Below are 16,127 nucleotides of genomic sequence, written 5' to 3'. Positions count from 1 at the left end.
CAGTGGGGGTGCAGTCGGGCTGCACGGGAAACAGTGCGCGCCTCAGCTCTTGCGGCTGATGAGGCTGATCGGAATGATCTTCAGGTCTTCGCCCTGACGACCGATCACGTCACGGAAGTCATACTGGGCGCCGGGGAAGCCGAGCATCTTCCAGCCGGCCATGTCCTTGTTGCCGCCGTAGATCGGGTCGGCGAAGAAACCTTCGCGCACGTTCTGCAAGACCAGGTTGAAAAAGGCTTTTGCATCGACGCCGGCGAGTGCGAGTTCGCCTGCTTCGAGCTGTTTCAGCACGCTGTCCTGCTGTTCGGCTGCAAGTGCACTGAAGGCTGTGCCCCCGAAGCTTTGCTTGCAGTGGTCGTCGAGCGACTTCAGGCCGGCGCGATAGCGTTCGGCCGGTGTGTCCTTGATTTGCGGTCCCTGACTCGGCGTGCCCGGCTTGAAGGTGCCCAGCCGATACTGCGTGGCCGCGCGGCCGTAGTCGCCGCTCAATTGACGGTCGATAAAGAGCGCGCAGCCGGCTTCCTTGCCGCCGATGCTCAATTCGTCCGAGGGAATCAGCCGGTCGGCGATCGCCTCGACGGCTGCGACTTCGCCGGCTGTGAAGAATTTCCAGCCATCCGGCACTACGGGCTCGGGCAGAACCACCGGATCCTTGAACCACGGCATGCCGCCGAAAATCACGCGGGCCTTGGCCACCGCAATGCCTGCAGCCATCAAGATCATTGACGACAAAAACTTGCGCCGTAACACGTCGTTCTCCAGGGAATCATCGTAGAGGCGAGAGAAACGGGATGCGCGTGAGCGCTCCCGAAGCTTCGTTCCGGCAGTATTCTAACTGGTTAGTTAAAAATGCGCCAAGAAAATCCACATGGCGTTTTTGCGGCTCGCACGTACCCCAGCCGCGTCGGCGCACGCTTTTTGCTACGAGGTAAGGATTGGTGAGGGACGACGCGCGGCTTCAGGCCGCGTAGCGGCCCCGGCGCCCCGGCTGGTCAACGAGGAGTGGTAATGCGAGCAATCCATGGCAAGGTACGCGTTGCAATTTGTTCCGTGGCGATTTCACTGTTTTCGGCATGCGGCGGTGGCGGCCACGGCGGCAGCTCTGGTAGCAGCACGTCCACGGCGCCAGGCGGCGTCAATCTGCAAGTGGTCTCGTTCGGCGACAGCCTGTCCGACGTCGGGACTTATGCGCCGCTCGCCAGCGCGGTGGGCGGCGGGCGCTTCACGACCAACCCCGGCCAGGTGTGGACGCAGAACGTCGCACAGTATTACGGCGGCACGTTAAGCGCCGCGTACACGATCGACTTCACGCATAAGCTCAGCGCGCAGAGCGGCCTCGGTTATGCGGAGGGCGGCGCCACGGTCGCGACGCCCGCGGACCAGAACGACTTCCTGACCGACGTGATCGGCAACGTCGAAATGCCGATGAATCAGCAGGTGTCGAGCTATCTGGGCACACACGGCAGCTTTAACTCGAATCAACTGGTGCTCGTCTGGGCCGGCGCGAACGATGTGCTGCGGGCCGGGGCGCCGCCGGCCGGATCGAGCATTGTGCAGACCGCGGCAACCACGCTTGCGCAACTGGTGGCGCAGATCGTGCAGAACGGCGCCACGCATGTGGTGGTGGTCAATCTGCCGAACATCGGACTCTCGCCGGACGGTCTCTCCCAGTCCGATGGCGGCGCGAATTACACCCAGCTATCGCAGCTCTTCAACAGTACGCTGAACAGCGCCTTGCAGACCGACGGCGTGCAAAGCAAGGTCATCCAGGTGGATGCCTATACGTGGTTGAACGGGATCATCGCGAACTTCCAGGCGAATGGCTTCTCCGTATCGAACACGGGCCAGGCCTGCGATCCTTCGAAAACGCCCGATGACACGTCATTGCTGTGCTCGCCGGCCACCTACGTGAGCGCCAACGCAGACCAGACCTACATGTTCGCCGACGACCTGCATCCGACGACGCATCTGCACGCCCTCTTCGCGCAGTACGTGGAGCAGCAGATCGCCGCCACCGGCCTGGGGCACTGAGCCCGGCGTGGTGCCGCTCGACGCAGCGACGGGGCACAAGGTCCGGTTGCCCAGCGATTGTGGGCCTGTTTGCAGGCGAACGCGCCGATGGACCCGTCGCTGTCCTGAACAGATACAAAGTTAGGTGACCTGCTGGGATGCCCATCCCACTCATGGTTGCAGCACAACGCGCTGCGCGAGCGACGAAAATCGCATTGCCGCACGTGAATCGACACATAAATAATATATACGGATTGTGCGGAATAACGATTCGTTAAATGTTTGGTTCAATGCAGATTGACTGCCTGTTATCGTATTTTCGGTTCGACGGAAATTCAGGTCGAACGGCATAGAAATTCAACGACAGGATCAGCGGGGCCGTGAAATAGCCCCTATCTGCCATGACCTACACCATTATCGATACCACGTTGTCGGATCCGCTTGCGCGGCCCCTGCTGGATGGACTGCAGGTCGAGTACGCGACACGCTATGCCGAGTTTCGGCCGAACAGTGCCGCGTTGGCGAGCGAAGAGCTGGTGCGTTATCCGGCCGAGTTATTCGCGCCGCCCGAAGGCGCGTTCATCGTGATCGTACGCGACGGCGAGACGGTCGGCGGCGGTGCGTTCAAACGCTACGACGCAACGACCGCGGAGCTCAAGCGTATCTGGACGCATGCGGGCGAGCGTCGTCAGGGGCTGGCCCGTCGCGTCGTGCAGGAACTCGAAGCACGTGCATTGCGGCAGGGCTATCGCCGCGTCTATCTGACCACAGGCTTCAGGCAACCCGAGGCGGCAGGACTTTATGTGAGCGCGGGTTACGAGCGCCTGTTCGATCCTTCGATTCCGCCCGAGGTTCATTTTCGTCTGCCGTTCGGCAAGGATTTGCTGGAACCCGGCCGCACGGATTCGCTGAGCGATCTGGTCCAGCTCGAACCGCTCGGCCAACGCTAGTCAAGCGCGCTGCGCCTGGCACACATTGTCTATTTCAACAGGGCATAACCATTCATGAGACACAGCCGGAAGATTCTGTCGGCAGTGGCCGCTACGCTCGTCGCTTTGGCGATGGGTTTGACGGCCACAGCACAAGCGGCAGGCACCACCTCAAGCGGATTCAATCTGAGTCCGGATCAGCCAAACCGCGTTCGGACCACGCCCGACACGGCAGCCATCCTGGCTGTTCCTGCAACGTTTCATTTTGCGGAAAAAGACGAACTGGTCATCGGCTTGACGGTAGCGTTTCCACCGCTTGGCGCGTATGCGACGGATGCAAAGACCGTGGTGGGCTTTGACCCGGACCTGTCGCAACTGATCGCGGACGGCCTGGGGCGCAAGCTGAAGCTCGTTCCGCTCGCGTGGGAAGACTGGCCGCTTGCCTTGCAATCGGGCAAGGTCGACGCGGTGGTGTCGAACGTCACGGTGACCGAGGAGCGCAAGGAGAAGTTCGACTTCTCGACCTATCGGCGCGACGTGCTCGGATTCTATGTGAAGGATTCCAGCCCGATCAAAACGATCCGTGAACCGAAGGACGTGGCGGGCCTGCGTGTGATTACCGATTCCGGCACGAACCAGGAAAAGATCCTGCTGGCATGGGACAAGGACAATGTCGCGCATGGGCTGAAGCCGGTGCAGGTTCAGTACTACGACGACATCGCCGTGCGGGACGTGGCGCTGCGCTCGGGGCGTGCCGACGTCATCCTGAGCGTCAACTCGGCGCTCGCCTACGAGGCGGCGCAGAAAGGCGGGATCCGCTCGGTGGGCACCATCAGCGGCGGCTGGCCGATTCTGGCCGATGTGGCGGTCACGACGCGCAAGGGGAGTGGGCTCGCCGCTCCCGTCACGCTGCTGCTGAACGATCTGATTCACAGCGGAAAATACACGCAGGTGCTCGACCGCTGGAGTCTGGGCAGCGAAGCGATCGACAAGGCCCAAACCAATCCGCCTGGCTTGCCAAAAAGCTAACGATAACCGGGCAGCGCTTGCTGTCTGGTAGATGGTCCGCTGTAAATCATCAGTATGACTAAAAAATGGCTCCTCACACCGTTGCGTTCAACCGGTGTGCGGGAGAGTGGTGTTCGCTGACAATCAACGGGACAGTGCGATGCGCAGGAACAGTAATAGAAAGAGTCGGGCCGGTCAGGCCGCCACCGGATTTCGCAGGACGATGTTATCCGCCGCTGTGCTGGCGATTACGTGCAACGGCGCCGCATGGGCGCAGAGCGCGGCTGCACCGGCGCAGGCAAGCGATGCCGCGGCGGCCAACGGCGCTCAGCCCGCCGCAGTCCAATCCGCAACGAGCCGGGCAGCCACGAAGCAGGCCGCCGCAACCGGTACCGTGCAGCAGGACACCGTGGTGGTGACCGGCACGCGCACCAGTACGAAGGCGAGCCAGAGCCTGACGCCGGTGGATGTGATCAGCGGGGCCCAGTTGCAGGCCACCGGGCAAAGCAATCTGCGCGATGCGCTCGTCAAGCTGTCGTCGTCGATCACGCGGGAGACCTATGCCGGCGATACGGCGCAGTTAACCGACGCGCTGTCTCTGCACGGTCTGACGCCGGACCACGTGCTGGTGCTGGTGAACGGCAAGCGTCGCCATACCACGGCGAATATCGCGCTCGACGGCGGCCTGAACCAGGGGTCGACCGGCGTCGACATCGACATGATCCCGGTCGGGCTGATCGACCACATCGAAATCCTGCGTGACGGTGCCTCGGCGCAGTATGGATCCGACGCCATCGCCGGAGTGATCAACATCATTCTGAAGACGAGCTCGCATGGAGGATCGCTGCAGACGAGCAACGGCCAGACCTATGCAGGCGACGGCTTCAAGAACGGCGAGTCCGCCAATATCGGCCTGAATCTCGGCGACAAGGGCTACCTCGACCTGGCGGCGGAATACGACCGCCAGAATCATACGGTGCGCACCGGCCCCGACGACTACTTCGGCACCTTCCAGCCGGGGCATGGCTACTACAATCCGATCGAGGGCGACCCGGCCAGTACGCGTGAGTCGGTGGGCTTCAATGCGGGCTATTACCTCGGCGACGATGTCGAACTGTACGGCTTCGGCACCTATGCGCATCGCAATGCCGAGGCTTACCAGAACTACCGTCCGCCTGCCGTGCTTCCCGAGGTCTATCCGAACGGCTTCGTGCCGACGGAGACGGTCAACGAGAACGACTATTCGGTGACGTCCGGTATCAAAGGCCAGAACCTGTTCGGCTGGTCGTGGGATCTTAGCTCGACCTATGGCGGCGACCACGAAGGCATCGGCATGGACAATTCGGCTAACACCGGACTGTATGCCGCGCAAGGCTATACGCCGACCAGTTTCCATCTGGCCACCGTCAGCAACACGCAACTGACGAATAACTTCGACCTGTCGCGCGCCTTCCATCTTCCGCTGTTGCCGGCGCCGGTGAACGTTTCGGTTGGGGTGGAACAGCGGCGCGAGACCTACACCGTGGGGGCGGGCGACGAGGCTTCCTATCTGGATGGCGGCTCCCAGGCGCTGCCGGGTCTCGCGCCTGTCAGCGCGAGCGACAATTCGCGCAACGTGCTGGGCACGTACATCGACCTGTCGACCCACCTCGCGCCGAAATGGACGGTGGATCTGGCCGGACGCTTCGAGCATTACAGCGATGTCGGCGATACGACGAACGGCAAGATCTCGACGCGTTACGACTTCACGCCGCAGATCGCCGTGCGCGGCAGCGTCAGTACCGGATTTCGCGCTCCGTCTCTCGCTGAGGAGTACTACAGCAATGTCAACGAATCGCCGGCTTCGGTCAGCGGCCTGCTGGCGGCCAACTCGGCGGCGGCAAAGTTGATCGGCGCACAGCCGCTGAAACCGGAAGAGTCGACCAACTACAACCTCGGCCTCGTGCTGACGCCTGCCAAGGACCTGCACCTGACGATCGACGCGTATCAGATCGACATCCGCAACCGCATCGTCGAAGGCGGCACGGCCTCGGGCGCGGCGGCGATTGCCGCCATGGAGGCTGCCGGGCTGTCGGTGCCGGGGTCGATCCCGGCGTCGGCGGTGTCCGCGAGCTACTTCACGAATGGTGCGAGCACGCGTACCCGTGGCATTGATCTGTCCGGTACCTGGCACACCAGTTTTGGCGGTTATGGCCAGGTGGACTGGGATCTCGGCATCAACCTGAACACCACCTCGGTCACGCAGGTAGCCAACGGCGCCAACGGTCAGCCGGAACTCAACGCACAGCAGATTGCGTGGCTGAGCACGGCGACGCCGAAGAACAAGATCATCATCGGCGGCAACTGGCATCTCGACAAGTGGGGCGTGAGCCTGCACGAGACGCGCTTTGGTTCGACCTCAAGCGAGGAGACCTACATCGTCGGACCCAATGCGTTCTCGACGACACAGTTCATCCACTTCGAGAATGCAGCGCGCTACACCACCGATCTGGAGGTCCGTTACGACGTGACGAAGCGGTTCCAGATAGCGGTGGGGGCGAACAACCTGTTCGACGTCTATCCGACCAAGCTGCCTTATGCGGCACAGCTCGAAGGTGCGCAGTACGACGCCTTTGCTTCGACGATCGGCGAGGACGGCGGTTTCTACTACTTGCGTGCACGCTATACGTTCTGACGATTTACTCATATGCATAGCAAAATTTGCTCGAACGAGGTTCGTTCCTGATGACGATAATGGAACAAGCGGATCTCGCCCGGCAGATCTCTTTCACCTTTTTCCCACGCACCTGCCGGTGCGCTGGGAGGTATCGATATGTCCTACTCACTTTCGATTCTCGACAAAAGTCCGATTGCCGACGGAACCAGCGCGCACGATGCGCTGCGCTTCACGGTGCGGCTCGCACAGCGTGCGGAAGCGCTGGGTTACAAACGCTACTGGATCGCCGAGCATCATGGCGCACCAGGGCTCGCCAGTTCCGCACCGGAGATCGTCGTGTCGCATCTGCTCGCGCGCACGTCGCGCATTCGCGTCGGCTCCGGCGGCGTGATGTTGCAGCACTACAGTCCGTTCAAGGTGGCCGAGTCGTTCCGGGTGCTGGCGTCGCTGGCGCCGGGCCGCGTCGACCTTGGTGTCGGCAAGGCGCCGGGCGGCTTGCCGCTTACGACGCGTGCCTTGCAGTGGTTTCACGACAAGACGAAGAAGCCTGATTTCGCCCACCAGCTTGCCGAACTCGACGCGTTCCTGAAGTCCGGTGTAGCCGAAGATCATCCGCTCGCTGGCGCCGTGGCATTGCCGACGCCGCCTGAGGCACCGCAGGGCATTCTGCTGGGCGGTAGCCCTGAGAGCGCGTTGCTTGCCGCGAAGCACGGCTGGCAATTCTGTTATGCCGGTCACTTCAATGGCGATAACGACAGCATCGAGCGTTCGATTGCCGCGTATCGCGATGCGACAGGACGCACGCCGCTGCTCGCGCTGTTCGCGTTTGCCGCGGAGTCGAAAGCGCAGGCCCAGCGTCATGTCGGTCCGCTGCGCATTTTCAAACTGCGGCTTGCAACGGGGCAGAGCGTGAACCTTCCCAGTCCCGAGGCCGCGGCGGAATTCGCGCGGCAAACCGGTGTAAGCGACTACCGGCTCGACGAATTGCACCCGCATGTCATCACCGGCACGGCGGACGAGGTGCATCAGGAACTCGACGTATTGCACGAGCGCTTCGGTATCGAAGAATTCGTGATCGACACCCCCGTGGCGGACTACGCGCTGCGCCTCGCTTCGGTCGAGGCGCTGGCCGGTGCGGAACAGGCCGCGCGCGTCTGATTGTCCCGTCTCTCATCCCTGCTCATTTTTGTCTAACGGACCCCACATGACCCAGCGAAACCTCACTTTCGGCATCATGCTGCATGGCGCAGGCGGCCATATGAATTCCTGGAAGCATCCCGCCGGCCCCGCCGATGCCAGCGTCAACCTCGATTTCATCACGGGTATCGCCCAGAAGGCGGAGGCCAACGGCGTGGCGTTCGCGTTCGTAGCCGACGGCCTGTATATCAACGAGAAATCGATTCCCCACTTCCTGAACCGCTTCGAACCGATCTCGATCCTCTCGGCTCTCGCGACCGCGACCACGAAGATCGGTCTGGCGGGCACGTTGTCGACGTCGTACAGCCATCCGTTTACGGTGGCGCGGCAGTTCGCCTCGCTCGACCTCATCAGCGGCGGCCGCGCGGGATGGAACGTCGTGACGTCGCCGCTCGAGGGGTCCGCGAAAAACTATGGCGGCGAGCATCCGGATCACGAACTGCGCTACGAGATCGCCGACGAATATCTCGAAGTGGTGCAGGGCCTGTGGGACAGTTGGGACGATGGCGCTTTCGTGCGCGAGCGCGACAGCGGACGTTTCTTCGACCGCGAGAAGCTGCATACGCTCGATCACAAGGGCCGCTTCTTCGAAGTGGCAGGGCCTATCAATATCCAGCGCTCGCCGCAGGGGCAGCCGGTGATTTTCCAGGCCGGCGCATCGGATTCCGGCATCGCGCTAGCCGGCAAGTACGCGGATGCGGTGTTCACGCATTCGCCGTCGCTCGAAGAAACGCGGGCGTTCTCGGAGAGCGTGCGGCAAAGCGCGCTCGAGCATGGGCGCGCGGCCACCGACGTGAAGATTTTCCCGGGCATCGGCCCGATCGTCGGCGCGACGCTGGAGGAAGCCGAGGCGAAGTATCGTGTGATTCGCGACCTGATCACGGTGGACGAAGCGCTCGCGTATCTGGGCCGTTTCTTCGAACATCACGACTTCACGCAATATGCGCTTGACGAGCCGTTCCCCGATCTCGGCGAGCTGGGCAAGAACAGCTTCCGTTCGACCACCGATCGCATCAAGTCCGAAGCGCAGAAGAAGGGTTCGACGCTGCGCGAGGTCGCGCTGGAAGTAACGACGCCGAAGCCGCAATTCATCGGCACCGGCGAGCAGGTCGCGGACGAATTGATCCGCTGGTTCGACGCCGGCGCGGCCGACGGCTTTATCCTCGGTTTCCCGGTGCAGGCCGAGGGCTTCGACGATTTCGTTCGCTACGTGATTCCGGCGCTGGAGGCGCGCGGCCGCTACAGCCGCACGCTGGCCGGCGCCACGCTGCGCGATCATCTCGGACTGCCGCGACGAGAAAGCCGCTACGCGGCCGCGGAAACGGCATGACTGACGGCGCGCAGCGCAGGAGGACGGAATCATGAGCGACACCACTCAGCCGTTTGTCGGCCCTGGCCACGCGGGCCGCGTGAGCGACGATGCAGCCGGTCCGGAGTACGCACACTACCGGATCGTTCCGGCTCGACATCATGCGCGCACGGCAGGGACCGTGCTGGCGATCGCGCTGATCGTGATCGTGCTGAACTCGGTGCTGGGGAACCCGCGCTGGGGCTGGGGTGTCTTCGCGCAGTGGTTTTTCGCCGCGCCGGTGCTCGAGGGGCTCGGGCGCACGCTCGTGTTGACGGGGCTGGGCGCGCTGTTCGGCTTCGCGTTGGCCACGCCGCTGGCGCTGGCGCGCGTGTCGCGTTCGCCGCTGCTGGCCGGCTGTGCGTGGGCCTTCATCTGGCTGTTCCGCTCGATTCCGCCGATCGTGCTGTTGCTCCTGCTGAACAATCTCGGCTATCTGTACGAGACGATCTGGATCGGCGTGCCGTTCACGCATATCGCACTGCTGAACGAATCAACCACCGATCTCATCAGTCCGTTCTTTGCGGCCGTGCTGGGCCTCACGTTAAACCACGCGGCGTTTTCGGCCGAAGCGATCCGCGGCGGAATTCTCTCCGTCGACCACGGACAGCGCGAGGCGGCCGCGGCGCTCGGTTTGCCGGGCGCCCGCCAGGTACGCCGCATCGTGCTGCCGCAGGCGATGCGCGCGATCCTGCCCACCGCGTTCAACGACATCATTGGTCTCGCCAAAGGCACCTCGGTGGTCTACATCCTCGCGATGCCGGACCTGTTCTACACGGTGCAGATCATCTATCACCGCAATCTGGAGGTGATTCCTTTGCTGATGGTCGCGACCATCTGGTATCTGATCATCCTCACGGCCTTGTCGGCGATTCAGGTTCATATCGAACGCTACTACGCACGCGGCGCGACACGCGAGCAGGTGGCGGTGTCGCGGTTGAGCGCGCTGTTGAGGCGGTGGCGGAGCGTGCGCGCCGCGCGGCGGGAAGATGCGCTGAAAGCGGGGCCGCAAGCCGGCTCTGCAGCCGCTGCCGGTGCCGATGCCGATGCTGGCATTAGCGGCTGGGCGCAGCGGCGTGTCGGCGGCAAGGTGGGTATTCATAACGTGTCGAAGAGCTTCGGCACGCTGAAAGTTCTCGACGATATTTCGCTCGCGTTTCCGTCCGGCAGCGTCACGGTGATTCTCGGCCAGTCGGGCTCGGGCAAGTCGACGCTGCTGCGCTCGATCAACCATCTCGAACGTGTCGACGACGGCTTCATCGACATCGACGGCGAGCTGATCGGCTATCGCCGCGACGGACGCACGCTCTACGAGCTCAAGGAGAAGGATATCCTGCAGCGGCGCCGCGCCGATGTCGGGATGGTGTTCCAGAGTTTCAACCTGTTTCCGCATCTGAGCGTGCTCGACAATCTTGTCGAGGCGCCGCTGGCCTCGGGCGTGCCGCGCGCGCAGGCTCAGGCCGAAGCGCGTGCGCTGCTGGCGCGCGTGGGACTCGCCGACAAGGCCGATGCGTGGCCGCGCCAGTTGTCGGGTGGCCAGCAGCAGCGGGTGGCGATTGCGCGCGCGCTGGCGCTGAAGCCGAAGGTCCTGCTGTTCGACGAACCGACCTCGGCACTCGATCCTGAGCTGGTCAACGAGGTGCTCGACGTGATTCGCCAGCTCGCGCGCTCGGGCACGACGCTGATCATTGTCACGCACGAGATCGGCTTTGCGCGGGAAGTCGCCGACACGATCGTGTTCATGGACGACGGACGCATCGTCGAATCCGGTCCGCCGGCACGCGTGCTCGGCAATCCGGCTCAGGCGCGCACCCGCGAATTTTTGTCGAAGGTGTTGTGAGCGTATGCGCTACGAGAAAGGCCGCGACCAACCGGCTGCTTCGATGCTTCTCCAGAACAACCACCGAGGTAGCGTATGTGTGCTGTCCGCATTGATCACCTTGCTTTCCTGACGCCGGGCAATTACCCGGACGATGCGCCGCTCGCCGGCTTTGAGCGATCGCTCGATCTGTTCGGCGTCGGCGAGGCCCTTGGTTACGACAGCGCGTGGGTGCGTCAGCGTCATCTGGAACGCGCGGTGTCCTCGTCGGCCACCTTCCTCGCCGCTGCGAGCCAGCGTACTTCGCGCATCGGACTCGGCGCGGCGGTGATCCAGATGGGCTACGAGAACCCGTTCCGGCTCGCCGAGGATCTTGCCACGGTGGATGTCCTGTCTCGAGGACGCCTGAATGTCGGCTTGAGCGCGGGTGCGCCGGCGCATGGCATCCTGCTCGGCGACCGTCTGTTCGACGCGAATCCCGAACTGATCGATTTCTCGCACGCGCGCATCGAACGTCTGCGCCGCAATCTCGCGGGAGAATGGCTGGGCGATGAGGACAGCTTCATCGAATCGGCGGCAGGCCGCGTGCGGCCGCGCGTGACGCCCTATGCGACGGGTCTGACCGAGCGGCTCTGGTATGGCGGCGGCTCGCGGCGCTCGATCGAATGGGCCGGTCGCAACGGCTTCAATCTGCTGATCGGCAACATCACCACCGGTGAGGGGACGGACGATTACCGCACCGCGCAGTTAAGCCAACTTGAGTTGTTCCGCTCGCACTGGACGGAAGCCCGGGCGCCGCGGATCGCCTTGGGGCGTGTGATCGTGCCGGTCGACGGCGCCGATGCCCGCACGCGGCAGCGCTATCGCGAGTTCGCCGAGGGGCGCCACGCGCGCACGCTGACGCCGCACGGCGAGCGGCGCACGCTGTTCGTACCCGATCTCGTCGGGACGGCGGACGAGATCGTCAGCCGTCTGCTCGACGATCCGGTGGTGGCGCAGGTCGGCGAACTGCGCCTCGAACTGCCGTATGATTTGCCGTTCGAGAATTATCAGCAGATTCTCGAGGACTTCGTCACGCGCATCGCACCCGAACTGGGCTGGCGGCCCGAGGCCGCGCGCGAACCGGTCGCGGCCTAGTGGTTGCCTGGTTGCGGCGCGTTTTTTGATGGATCGAACGATTGACCTTATGACACACGCTACTTCCGCTTCTGTCGTTTCGCGGCCGATTCAAACCGTGCCCGACGAGCGCTTCGTTTACGTTTCGGTGCACGACCCGTTGGCCCGCCCGCTGTTCGATGAGCTCGCCTATGAATACAGCAGTCGTTATGTAGGCCTGATCGATGCGGAGGAGATCGCCCGGGAAATGCAGCGCTATCCGGTTGAGGCGTTCGCGCCGCCGCATGGCGCTTTCGTGCTGCTGCTGCGCGACGGAGTGGCGATAGCGGGTGGGGCGTTCATGCGCCATGAGGATCCGGGCACCACCGAATTCAAGCGCATCTGGACCAGCCGCGACCATCGCCGTCAGGGCCTGGCGCGTCGCATTCTGGCGGAGCTGGAGGCGCAGGCCGTTCGCCAGGGTTATACGCGGGTGTACCTCGGCACGGGACCGCGTCAGCCGGAGGCCATCGCGCTGTATCGGACCCATGGCTATACGTTGCTGTCGGCGCATGACTTTGGTGAGGATGAGCCGCCAGGGTATCTGTTTGAGAAGGACCTGTCCACGGTGGCCGTAGGCGGGAGCGCTAAGGCGTAGCGGCGCGCGCCGAGCCTACGGTCGTCGCTCCGCTTTAGCTTCGTGCGGGTTTGGCGTTGTCCGTGGACAGCAGTTCGAGACCGACGCCATGCGTCAGATTGAGCGGCAGCCCGCGCGGTGGAGCACCCGCCGCGCCGTGCTCCGGCAGCAGCGCAAAATCGACCAGACCGTCGCCAACCCGATAGTCCGCATCCCACCAGCGATGTTCCGGTGCGTCGCGCAGAAAGGCAATCAACTCGAAGTAGCTGCCGTCCGCGAAACCGATCAGCGCATTGTGCGTGGCGCCGTCGGCGTGCGTGCCGCCGCGCTGGACGGTGAAGCCGAGTTCGTTATAGTCGGCAATGGTCTGCTCGAGATCGCGCACGCGGATCACAACGTGGTCAAGGGAAAGCGTCATGGCATTGGAATAGGGAAGTTGAACGCAACGAGTATGCAAATGGCTGTCGGCGCGCGCCAATATCGATTTCTCGAATGCATAGCGTGCACCTGGATTTCAGCGCCTTAGCTTCATCTCGCATATCGATCTACGGATTTATTCGTAGTACTTGAACGCCGTCGGAATGAAAATTTCCGGCCACGGTCGCCCGACCGCTTAGCGTTTTCTGCCCAATCCCACATGATCAAGCGTTCTTTCCAGCATGCCATGCCTGTCTTGCGCCGCGCGGTTCGCGCGTCTTTAGCGATCGTATCTTTCAGCCTGGGTGTCACGGCATTCCCGGTTTGCTCGCCGGCAAACGCGGCCGGTAACAACACCCTGGTGTTCTGTACCGAAGGCAGCCCGGCGGGCTTCGACCCGGGCCAGCATACGACCAGCACCGATTTCGACGCCAGCAGCAACGCGGTCTACAACGAACTGGTGCAGTTTCGCCGCGGCACGCTCGACCTCGAGCCCGCGCTCGCGACCAGTTGGGAGGTGTCCGACGATCAGCGCACCTACACGTTCCATCTGCGGCATGGCGTCAAGTTTCACACCACCGCGTGGTTCAAACCCACCCGCGATTTCGACGCGGACGACGTGCTGTTCACGTTCAACCGCATGCTCAATCCCGACGATCCGTTCCGCAAGGCTTATCCGACGAGCTTCCCGTACTTCAGCGATCTGGGCTTCGACAAGAATCTCGAGCGGATCGACAAAGTGGACGACTATACGGTGCGCTTCCAGTTGAAGCAGCCGGACGTGATCTTCGTGCGCAATCTGGCGATGGCCTTTGCCTCCGTCCTGTCCGCGGAATACGCGGCGCAACTGAGCGCCGCGCATCGCGAGGCCGACATCAACCAGTTGCCGGTGGGCACGGGTCCGTTCGTGTTCCGCTCGTATCAGAAGGATGCGCTGATCCGCTACGACGCCAACCCCGACTATTGGCGCCCCGAAGACGTGAAGCTCGCGCATCTGATCTTTGCCATTACGCCGGATCCGGGTGTGCGCGTGCAGAAGCTCGCAAGCGGCGAGTGCCAGGTGTCGGCGTTCCCGCGTCCGGCGGATCTGGAGGTCGTCAAACGCAACCCCGATCTGACGCTGATCTCCGGGGTGGGCTTCAATGTCGGCTTTGTCGCGTACAACACGCAGCACACGCCGCTCGACCGCGTCGAAGTGCGACGTGCGCTCGATATGGCGATCGACAAGCCCGCCATCATCAAAGCCGTGTTCGCCGGCAACGCCACCGTCGCGACCAATCCGATGCCGCCGTCCCAGTGGTCCTACGACAAGCAGTTGAAGGATGCGCCCTACGATCCTGCGAAGGCCAAGGCATTGCTGGCGCAGGCGGGATTTCCGAACGGCTTCGACATCTCCCTGTGGGCGATGCCGGTGCAGCGCCCCTACAACCCGAATGCCCAGTTGATGGCGCAGCTCATCCAGCAGGACTGGGCGAATATCGGCGTGCGCGCGAAGATCGTCAGCTATGAATGGGGTGAGTACAATCGCCGTGCGAAGCAGGGCGGCGAGCACGACGCGATTCTGTACGGCTGGTCGGGCGATAACGGCGATCCGGACAACTGGCTCGGCACCTTGCTAGGCTGCGACGCGGTGCATGGCAGCAACGTGTCGAAGTGGTGCGATCCCGCCTTCAACGCGCTGATCGTCAAAGCCCGTTCGAGTTCGGATCCCGCCGTCCGCACGACGCTTTACGAGCAGGCCCAGGTGATCTTCAAGCAGCAGGTGCCTTACACGCCGATCGCGCATTCCATTGTGTCGCTGCCTGCTTCGAAGCGGGTGAAGGGGCTGGTGTTTTCACCGCTCGGCAGTCACCGGTTCGACGGTGTCTGGCTGGAGTAAGCAGTAAGCGCGCGATAGATCCAACGCCGGGGGCGTCTTACCCGGCGTTGAGCGCGTTCAGCGCATGGACACGCGGCATCACCTGTTCGGCGAAGGTCCGCATATCGGCTTCGAACGGCTGGAACTGCAGCATGAACAGTTCGATGCCGGCGTGCTGAAACGCGGCGATGCGCCGCGCCACCGTGTCGTAACTGCCGACCAGACCCGCAGCCGTGCCGCCGTTCGAGCCGACGCGCGGTGTTTGCGCGAACGTCTGGAACATCACCGCTTTCGGGTCGATATTGGCTTTTTGTTGCGCGCGCAACGGTGCGTCTTTGGCGGCCAGGGCGAAAAGATGGGCTAGGTGCTGCTGGGCTTCTTCATCGGATTCGCGGGCGATTACGAAGGCCGACAAGCCAAAGCGCAAACCGGCGAGCGACGCCGGGCGCGTTCGGGCGGACACGTCCGCGATCAACCGCGCGACGTCTTCGAGCGGCTGACCGTTGATGAACCAGACATCACCCTTGTCGGCCACCAGTTGCCGGGCCGGCTCCGATTCGCCGCCGACGTAGATGCGCGGCCTTGCGCGAAACGGATCGGCGGGCCGCAGCAGATAGTCGTCGATATGGAAGTGCTCTCCGTTGAAGCTTGTGCGTTCGCCGCGCAGCAGCGCCTCAACGACGGTGATCCATTCGCGGCCATAGGCGTAGCGCGCGTCGTGTTCCGCAAAGCCGATGCCCGCACGCTCCAGTTCAGGCCGGTTCCAGGCATTGACGAGGTTGATCGCAAAGCGTCCCTGACTGATGTGCTCGATCTGCTGCGCCATTTTGGCGAGCACGACCGGGTGATACAGATACGGCTTGATGGCTGCGATGATCTCGATGCGCTCGGTCAGCGCGGCGAGTGCGGCCGACGCGGTCCATGCTTCGAGCTGGTCGAGATTCGGATCGTGCGGATTGATGGTGTGCTGCGCGACCAGCACCGAATCGTAGCCGAGCCGCTCTGCTTCGAGCACCAGCGCCTTGTTGCGCGTCCAGGACGCGTCGTAGGGTTCTTCGGGGTCCTGAAGGGCGGCACGGCTGCCGTGAACGAGCGCCCAGACGCCGAAGCGGGCCAAGGGTATCGACATGAAGCAAAAATCTCCGCGAGAGGG

At 63.1% G+C, this 16,127-nt stretch carries 13 protein-coding genes; 10 read left to right on the top strand and 3 right to left on the bottom strand.

The features are described 5' to 3' along the window. Window positions 1-42 precede the first annotated feature (42 nt). Window positions 43-714 carry a gluconate 2-dehydrogenase subunit 3 family protein gene (locus P3T42_RS10735; RefSeq protein WP_429306010.1) on the bottom strand — a complete coding sequence of 224 codons (672 nt, stop codon included), beginning with the start codon at window positions 712-714 and terminating at the stop codon, window positions 43-45. A 294-nt stretch (window positions 715-1,008) separates the two neighbouring features. Between P3T42_RS10735 and P3T42_RS10730 the strand changes: the two genes are divergently transcribed. From P3T42_RS10730 to P3T42_RS10690, 9 genes are all read left to right on the top strand, one after another. Then, the gene (locus tag P3T42_RS10730; protein ID WP_074295344.1) at window positions 1,009-2,031 is read left to right on the top strand and encodes an SGNH/GDSL hydrolase family protein; all 1,023 of its coding nucleotides are present in this window, start codon (window positions 1,009-1,011) and stop codon (window positions 2,029-2,031) included. 380 nt (window positions 2,032-2,411) lie between these two features. Next, a complete protein-coding gene (locus P3T42_RS10725) occupies window positions 2,412-2,960 on the top strand; it encodes a GNAT family N-acetyltransferase (protein WP_074295345.1) in 549 nt (182 codons plus the stop codon). A gap of 54 nt (window positions 2,961-3,014) precedes the next feature. Continuing rightward, window positions 3,015-3,968, top strand: a complete 954-nt coding sequence (locus P3T42_RS10720; RefSeq protein WP_074295346.1) for an ABC transporter substrate-binding protein — start codon at window positions 3,015-3,017, stop codon at window positions 3,966-3,968. Between the two features lie 202 nt (window positions 3,969-4,170). Then, complete coding sequence (locus P3T42_RS10715; RefSeq protein ID WP_429306009.1) at window positions 4,171-6,621, top strand: TonB-dependent receptor plug domain-containing protein; 2,451 nt, start codon at window positions 4,171-4,173, stop codon at window positions 6,619-6,621. A gap of 138 nt (window positions 6,622-6,759) precedes the next feature. After that, window positions 6,760-7,761: an LLM class flavin-dependent oxidoreductase gene (locus tag P3T42_RS10710; protein WP_429306008.1), complete on the top strand. Its 1,002-nt coding sequence runs from the start codon at window positions 6,760-6,762 to the stop codon at window positions 7,759-7,761. 46 nt (window positions 7,762-7,807) lie between these two features. Further along, window positions 7,808-9,130, top strand: a complete 1,323-nt coding sequence (locus P3T42_RS10705; RefSeq protein WP_429306007.1) for an LLM class flavin-dependent oxidoreductase — start codon at window positions 7,808-7,810, stop codon at window positions 9,128-9,130. Between the two features lie 31 nt (window positions 9,131-9,161). Then, on the top strand, window positions 9,162-10,988 hold the full coding sequence (locus P3T42_RS10700) for an amino acid ABC transporter permease/ATP-binding protein (protein WP_429306006.1): 1,827 nt from the start codon (window positions 9,162-9,164) through the stop codon (window positions 10,986-10,988). A 75-nt stretch (window positions 10,989-11,063) separates the two neighbouring features. Further along, a complete protein-coding gene (locus P3T42_RS10695; protein WP_429306005.1) occupies window positions 11,064-12,104 on the top strand; it encodes an LLM class flavin-dependent oxidoreductase in 1,041 nt (346 codons plus the stop codon). Window positions 12,105-12,153: 49 nt separating this feature from the next. Continuing rightward, a complete protein-coding gene (locus P3T42_RS10690) occupies window positions 12,154-12,720 on the top strand; it encodes a GNAT family N-acetyltransferase (RefSeq protein WP_429306004.1) in 567 nt (188 codons plus the stop codon). Window positions 12,721-12,754: 34 nt separating this feature from the next. Here P3T42_RS10690 and P3T42_RS10685 read toward each other — a convergent pair whose 3' ends face one another. Then, the gene (locus P3T42_RS10685; protein WP_429306003.1) at window positions 12,755-13,117 is read right to left on the bottom strand and encodes a VOC family protein; all 363 of its coding nucleotides are present in this window, start codon (window positions 13,115-13,117) and stop codon (window positions 12,755-12,757) included. A 219-nt stretch (window positions 13,118-13,336) separates the two neighbouring features. Here P3T42_RS10685 and P3T42_RS10680 point away from each other — a divergent pair, with 219 nt between their 5' ends. After that, window positions 13,337-14,995, top strand: a complete 1,659-nt coding sequence (locus tag P3T42_RS10680) for an ABC transporter substrate-binding protein (RefSeq protein ID WP_429306002.1) — start codon at window positions 13,337-13,339, stop codon at window positions 14,993-14,995. A gap of 37 nt (window positions 14,996-15,032) precedes the next feature. On the opposite strand, the gene P3T42_RS10675 is transcribed toward P3T42_RS10680, so the two are convergent. Further along, complete coding sequence (locus P3T42_RS10675; RefSeq protein WP_429306001.1) at window positions 15,033-16,103, bottom strand: LLM class flavin-dependent oxidoreductase; 1,071 nt, start codon at window positions 16,101-16,103, stop codon at window positions 15,033-15,035. Window positions 16,104-16,127: the final 24 nt, after the last annotated feature.

Origin of the sequence: Paraburkholderia sp. GAS38 (assembly GCF_050434965.1) — a bacterium.
GTDB lineage: Bacteria > Pseudomonadota > Gammaproteobacteria > Burkholderiales > Burkholderiaceae > Paraburkholderia > Paraburkholderia phenazinium_A.
This window is presented reverse-complemented; position numbering and strand designations above follow the sequence as displayed.

Coding starts and splice junctions, on each gene's coding strand:
- P3T42_RS10735 (WP_429306010.1), bottom strand. CDS start 714: ATGGCTGCAGGCATTGCGGTGGCCAAGGCCCGCGTGATTTTCGGCGGC.
- P3T42_RS10730 (WP_074295344.1), top strand. CDS start 1,009: ATGCGAGCAATCCATGGCAAGGTACGCGTTGCAATTTGTTCCGTGGCG.
- P3T42_RS10725 (WP_074295345.1), top strand. CDS start 2,412: ATGACCTACACCATTATCGATACCACGTTGTCGGATCCGCTTGCGCGG.
- P3T42_RS10720 (WP_074295346.1), top strand. CDS start 3,015: ATGAGACACAGCCGGAAGATTCTGTCGGCAGTGGCCGCTACGCTCGTC.
- P3T42_RS10715 (WP_429306009.1), top strand. CDS start 4,171: ATGTTATCCGCCGCTGTGCTGGCGATTACGTGCAACGGCGCCGCATGG.
- P3T42_RS10710 (WP_429306008.1), top strand. CDS start 6,760: ATGTCCTACTCACTTTCGATTCTCGACAAAAGTCCGATTGCCGACGGA.
- P3T42_RS10705 (WP_429306007.1), top strand. CDS start 7,808: ATGACCCAGCGAAACCTCACTTTCGGCATCATGCTGCATGGCGCAGGC.
- P3T42_RS10700 (WP_429306006.1), top strand. CDS start 9,162: ATGAGCGACACCACTCAGCCGTTTGTCGGCCCTGGCCACGCGGGCCGC.
- P3T42_RS10695 (WP_429306005.1), top strand. CDS start 11,064: ATGTGTGCTGTCCGCATTGATCACCTTGCTTTCCTGACGCCGGGCAAT.
- P3T42_RS10690 (WP_429306004.1), top strand. CDS start 12,154: ATGACACACGCTACTTCCGCTTCTGTCGTTTCGCGGCCGATTCAAACC.
- P3T42_RS10685 (WP_429306003.1), bottom strand. CDS start 13,117: ATGACGCTTTCCCTTGACCACGTTGTGATCCGCGTGCGCGATCTCGAG.
- P3T42_RS10680 (WP_429306002.1), top strand. CDS start 13,337: ATGATCAAGCGTTCTTTCCAGCATGCCATGCCTGTCTTGCGCCGCGCG.
- P3T42_RS10675 (WP_429306001.1), bottom strand. CDS start 16,103: ATGTCGATACCCTTGGCCCGCTTCGGCGTCTGGGCGCTCGTTCACGGC.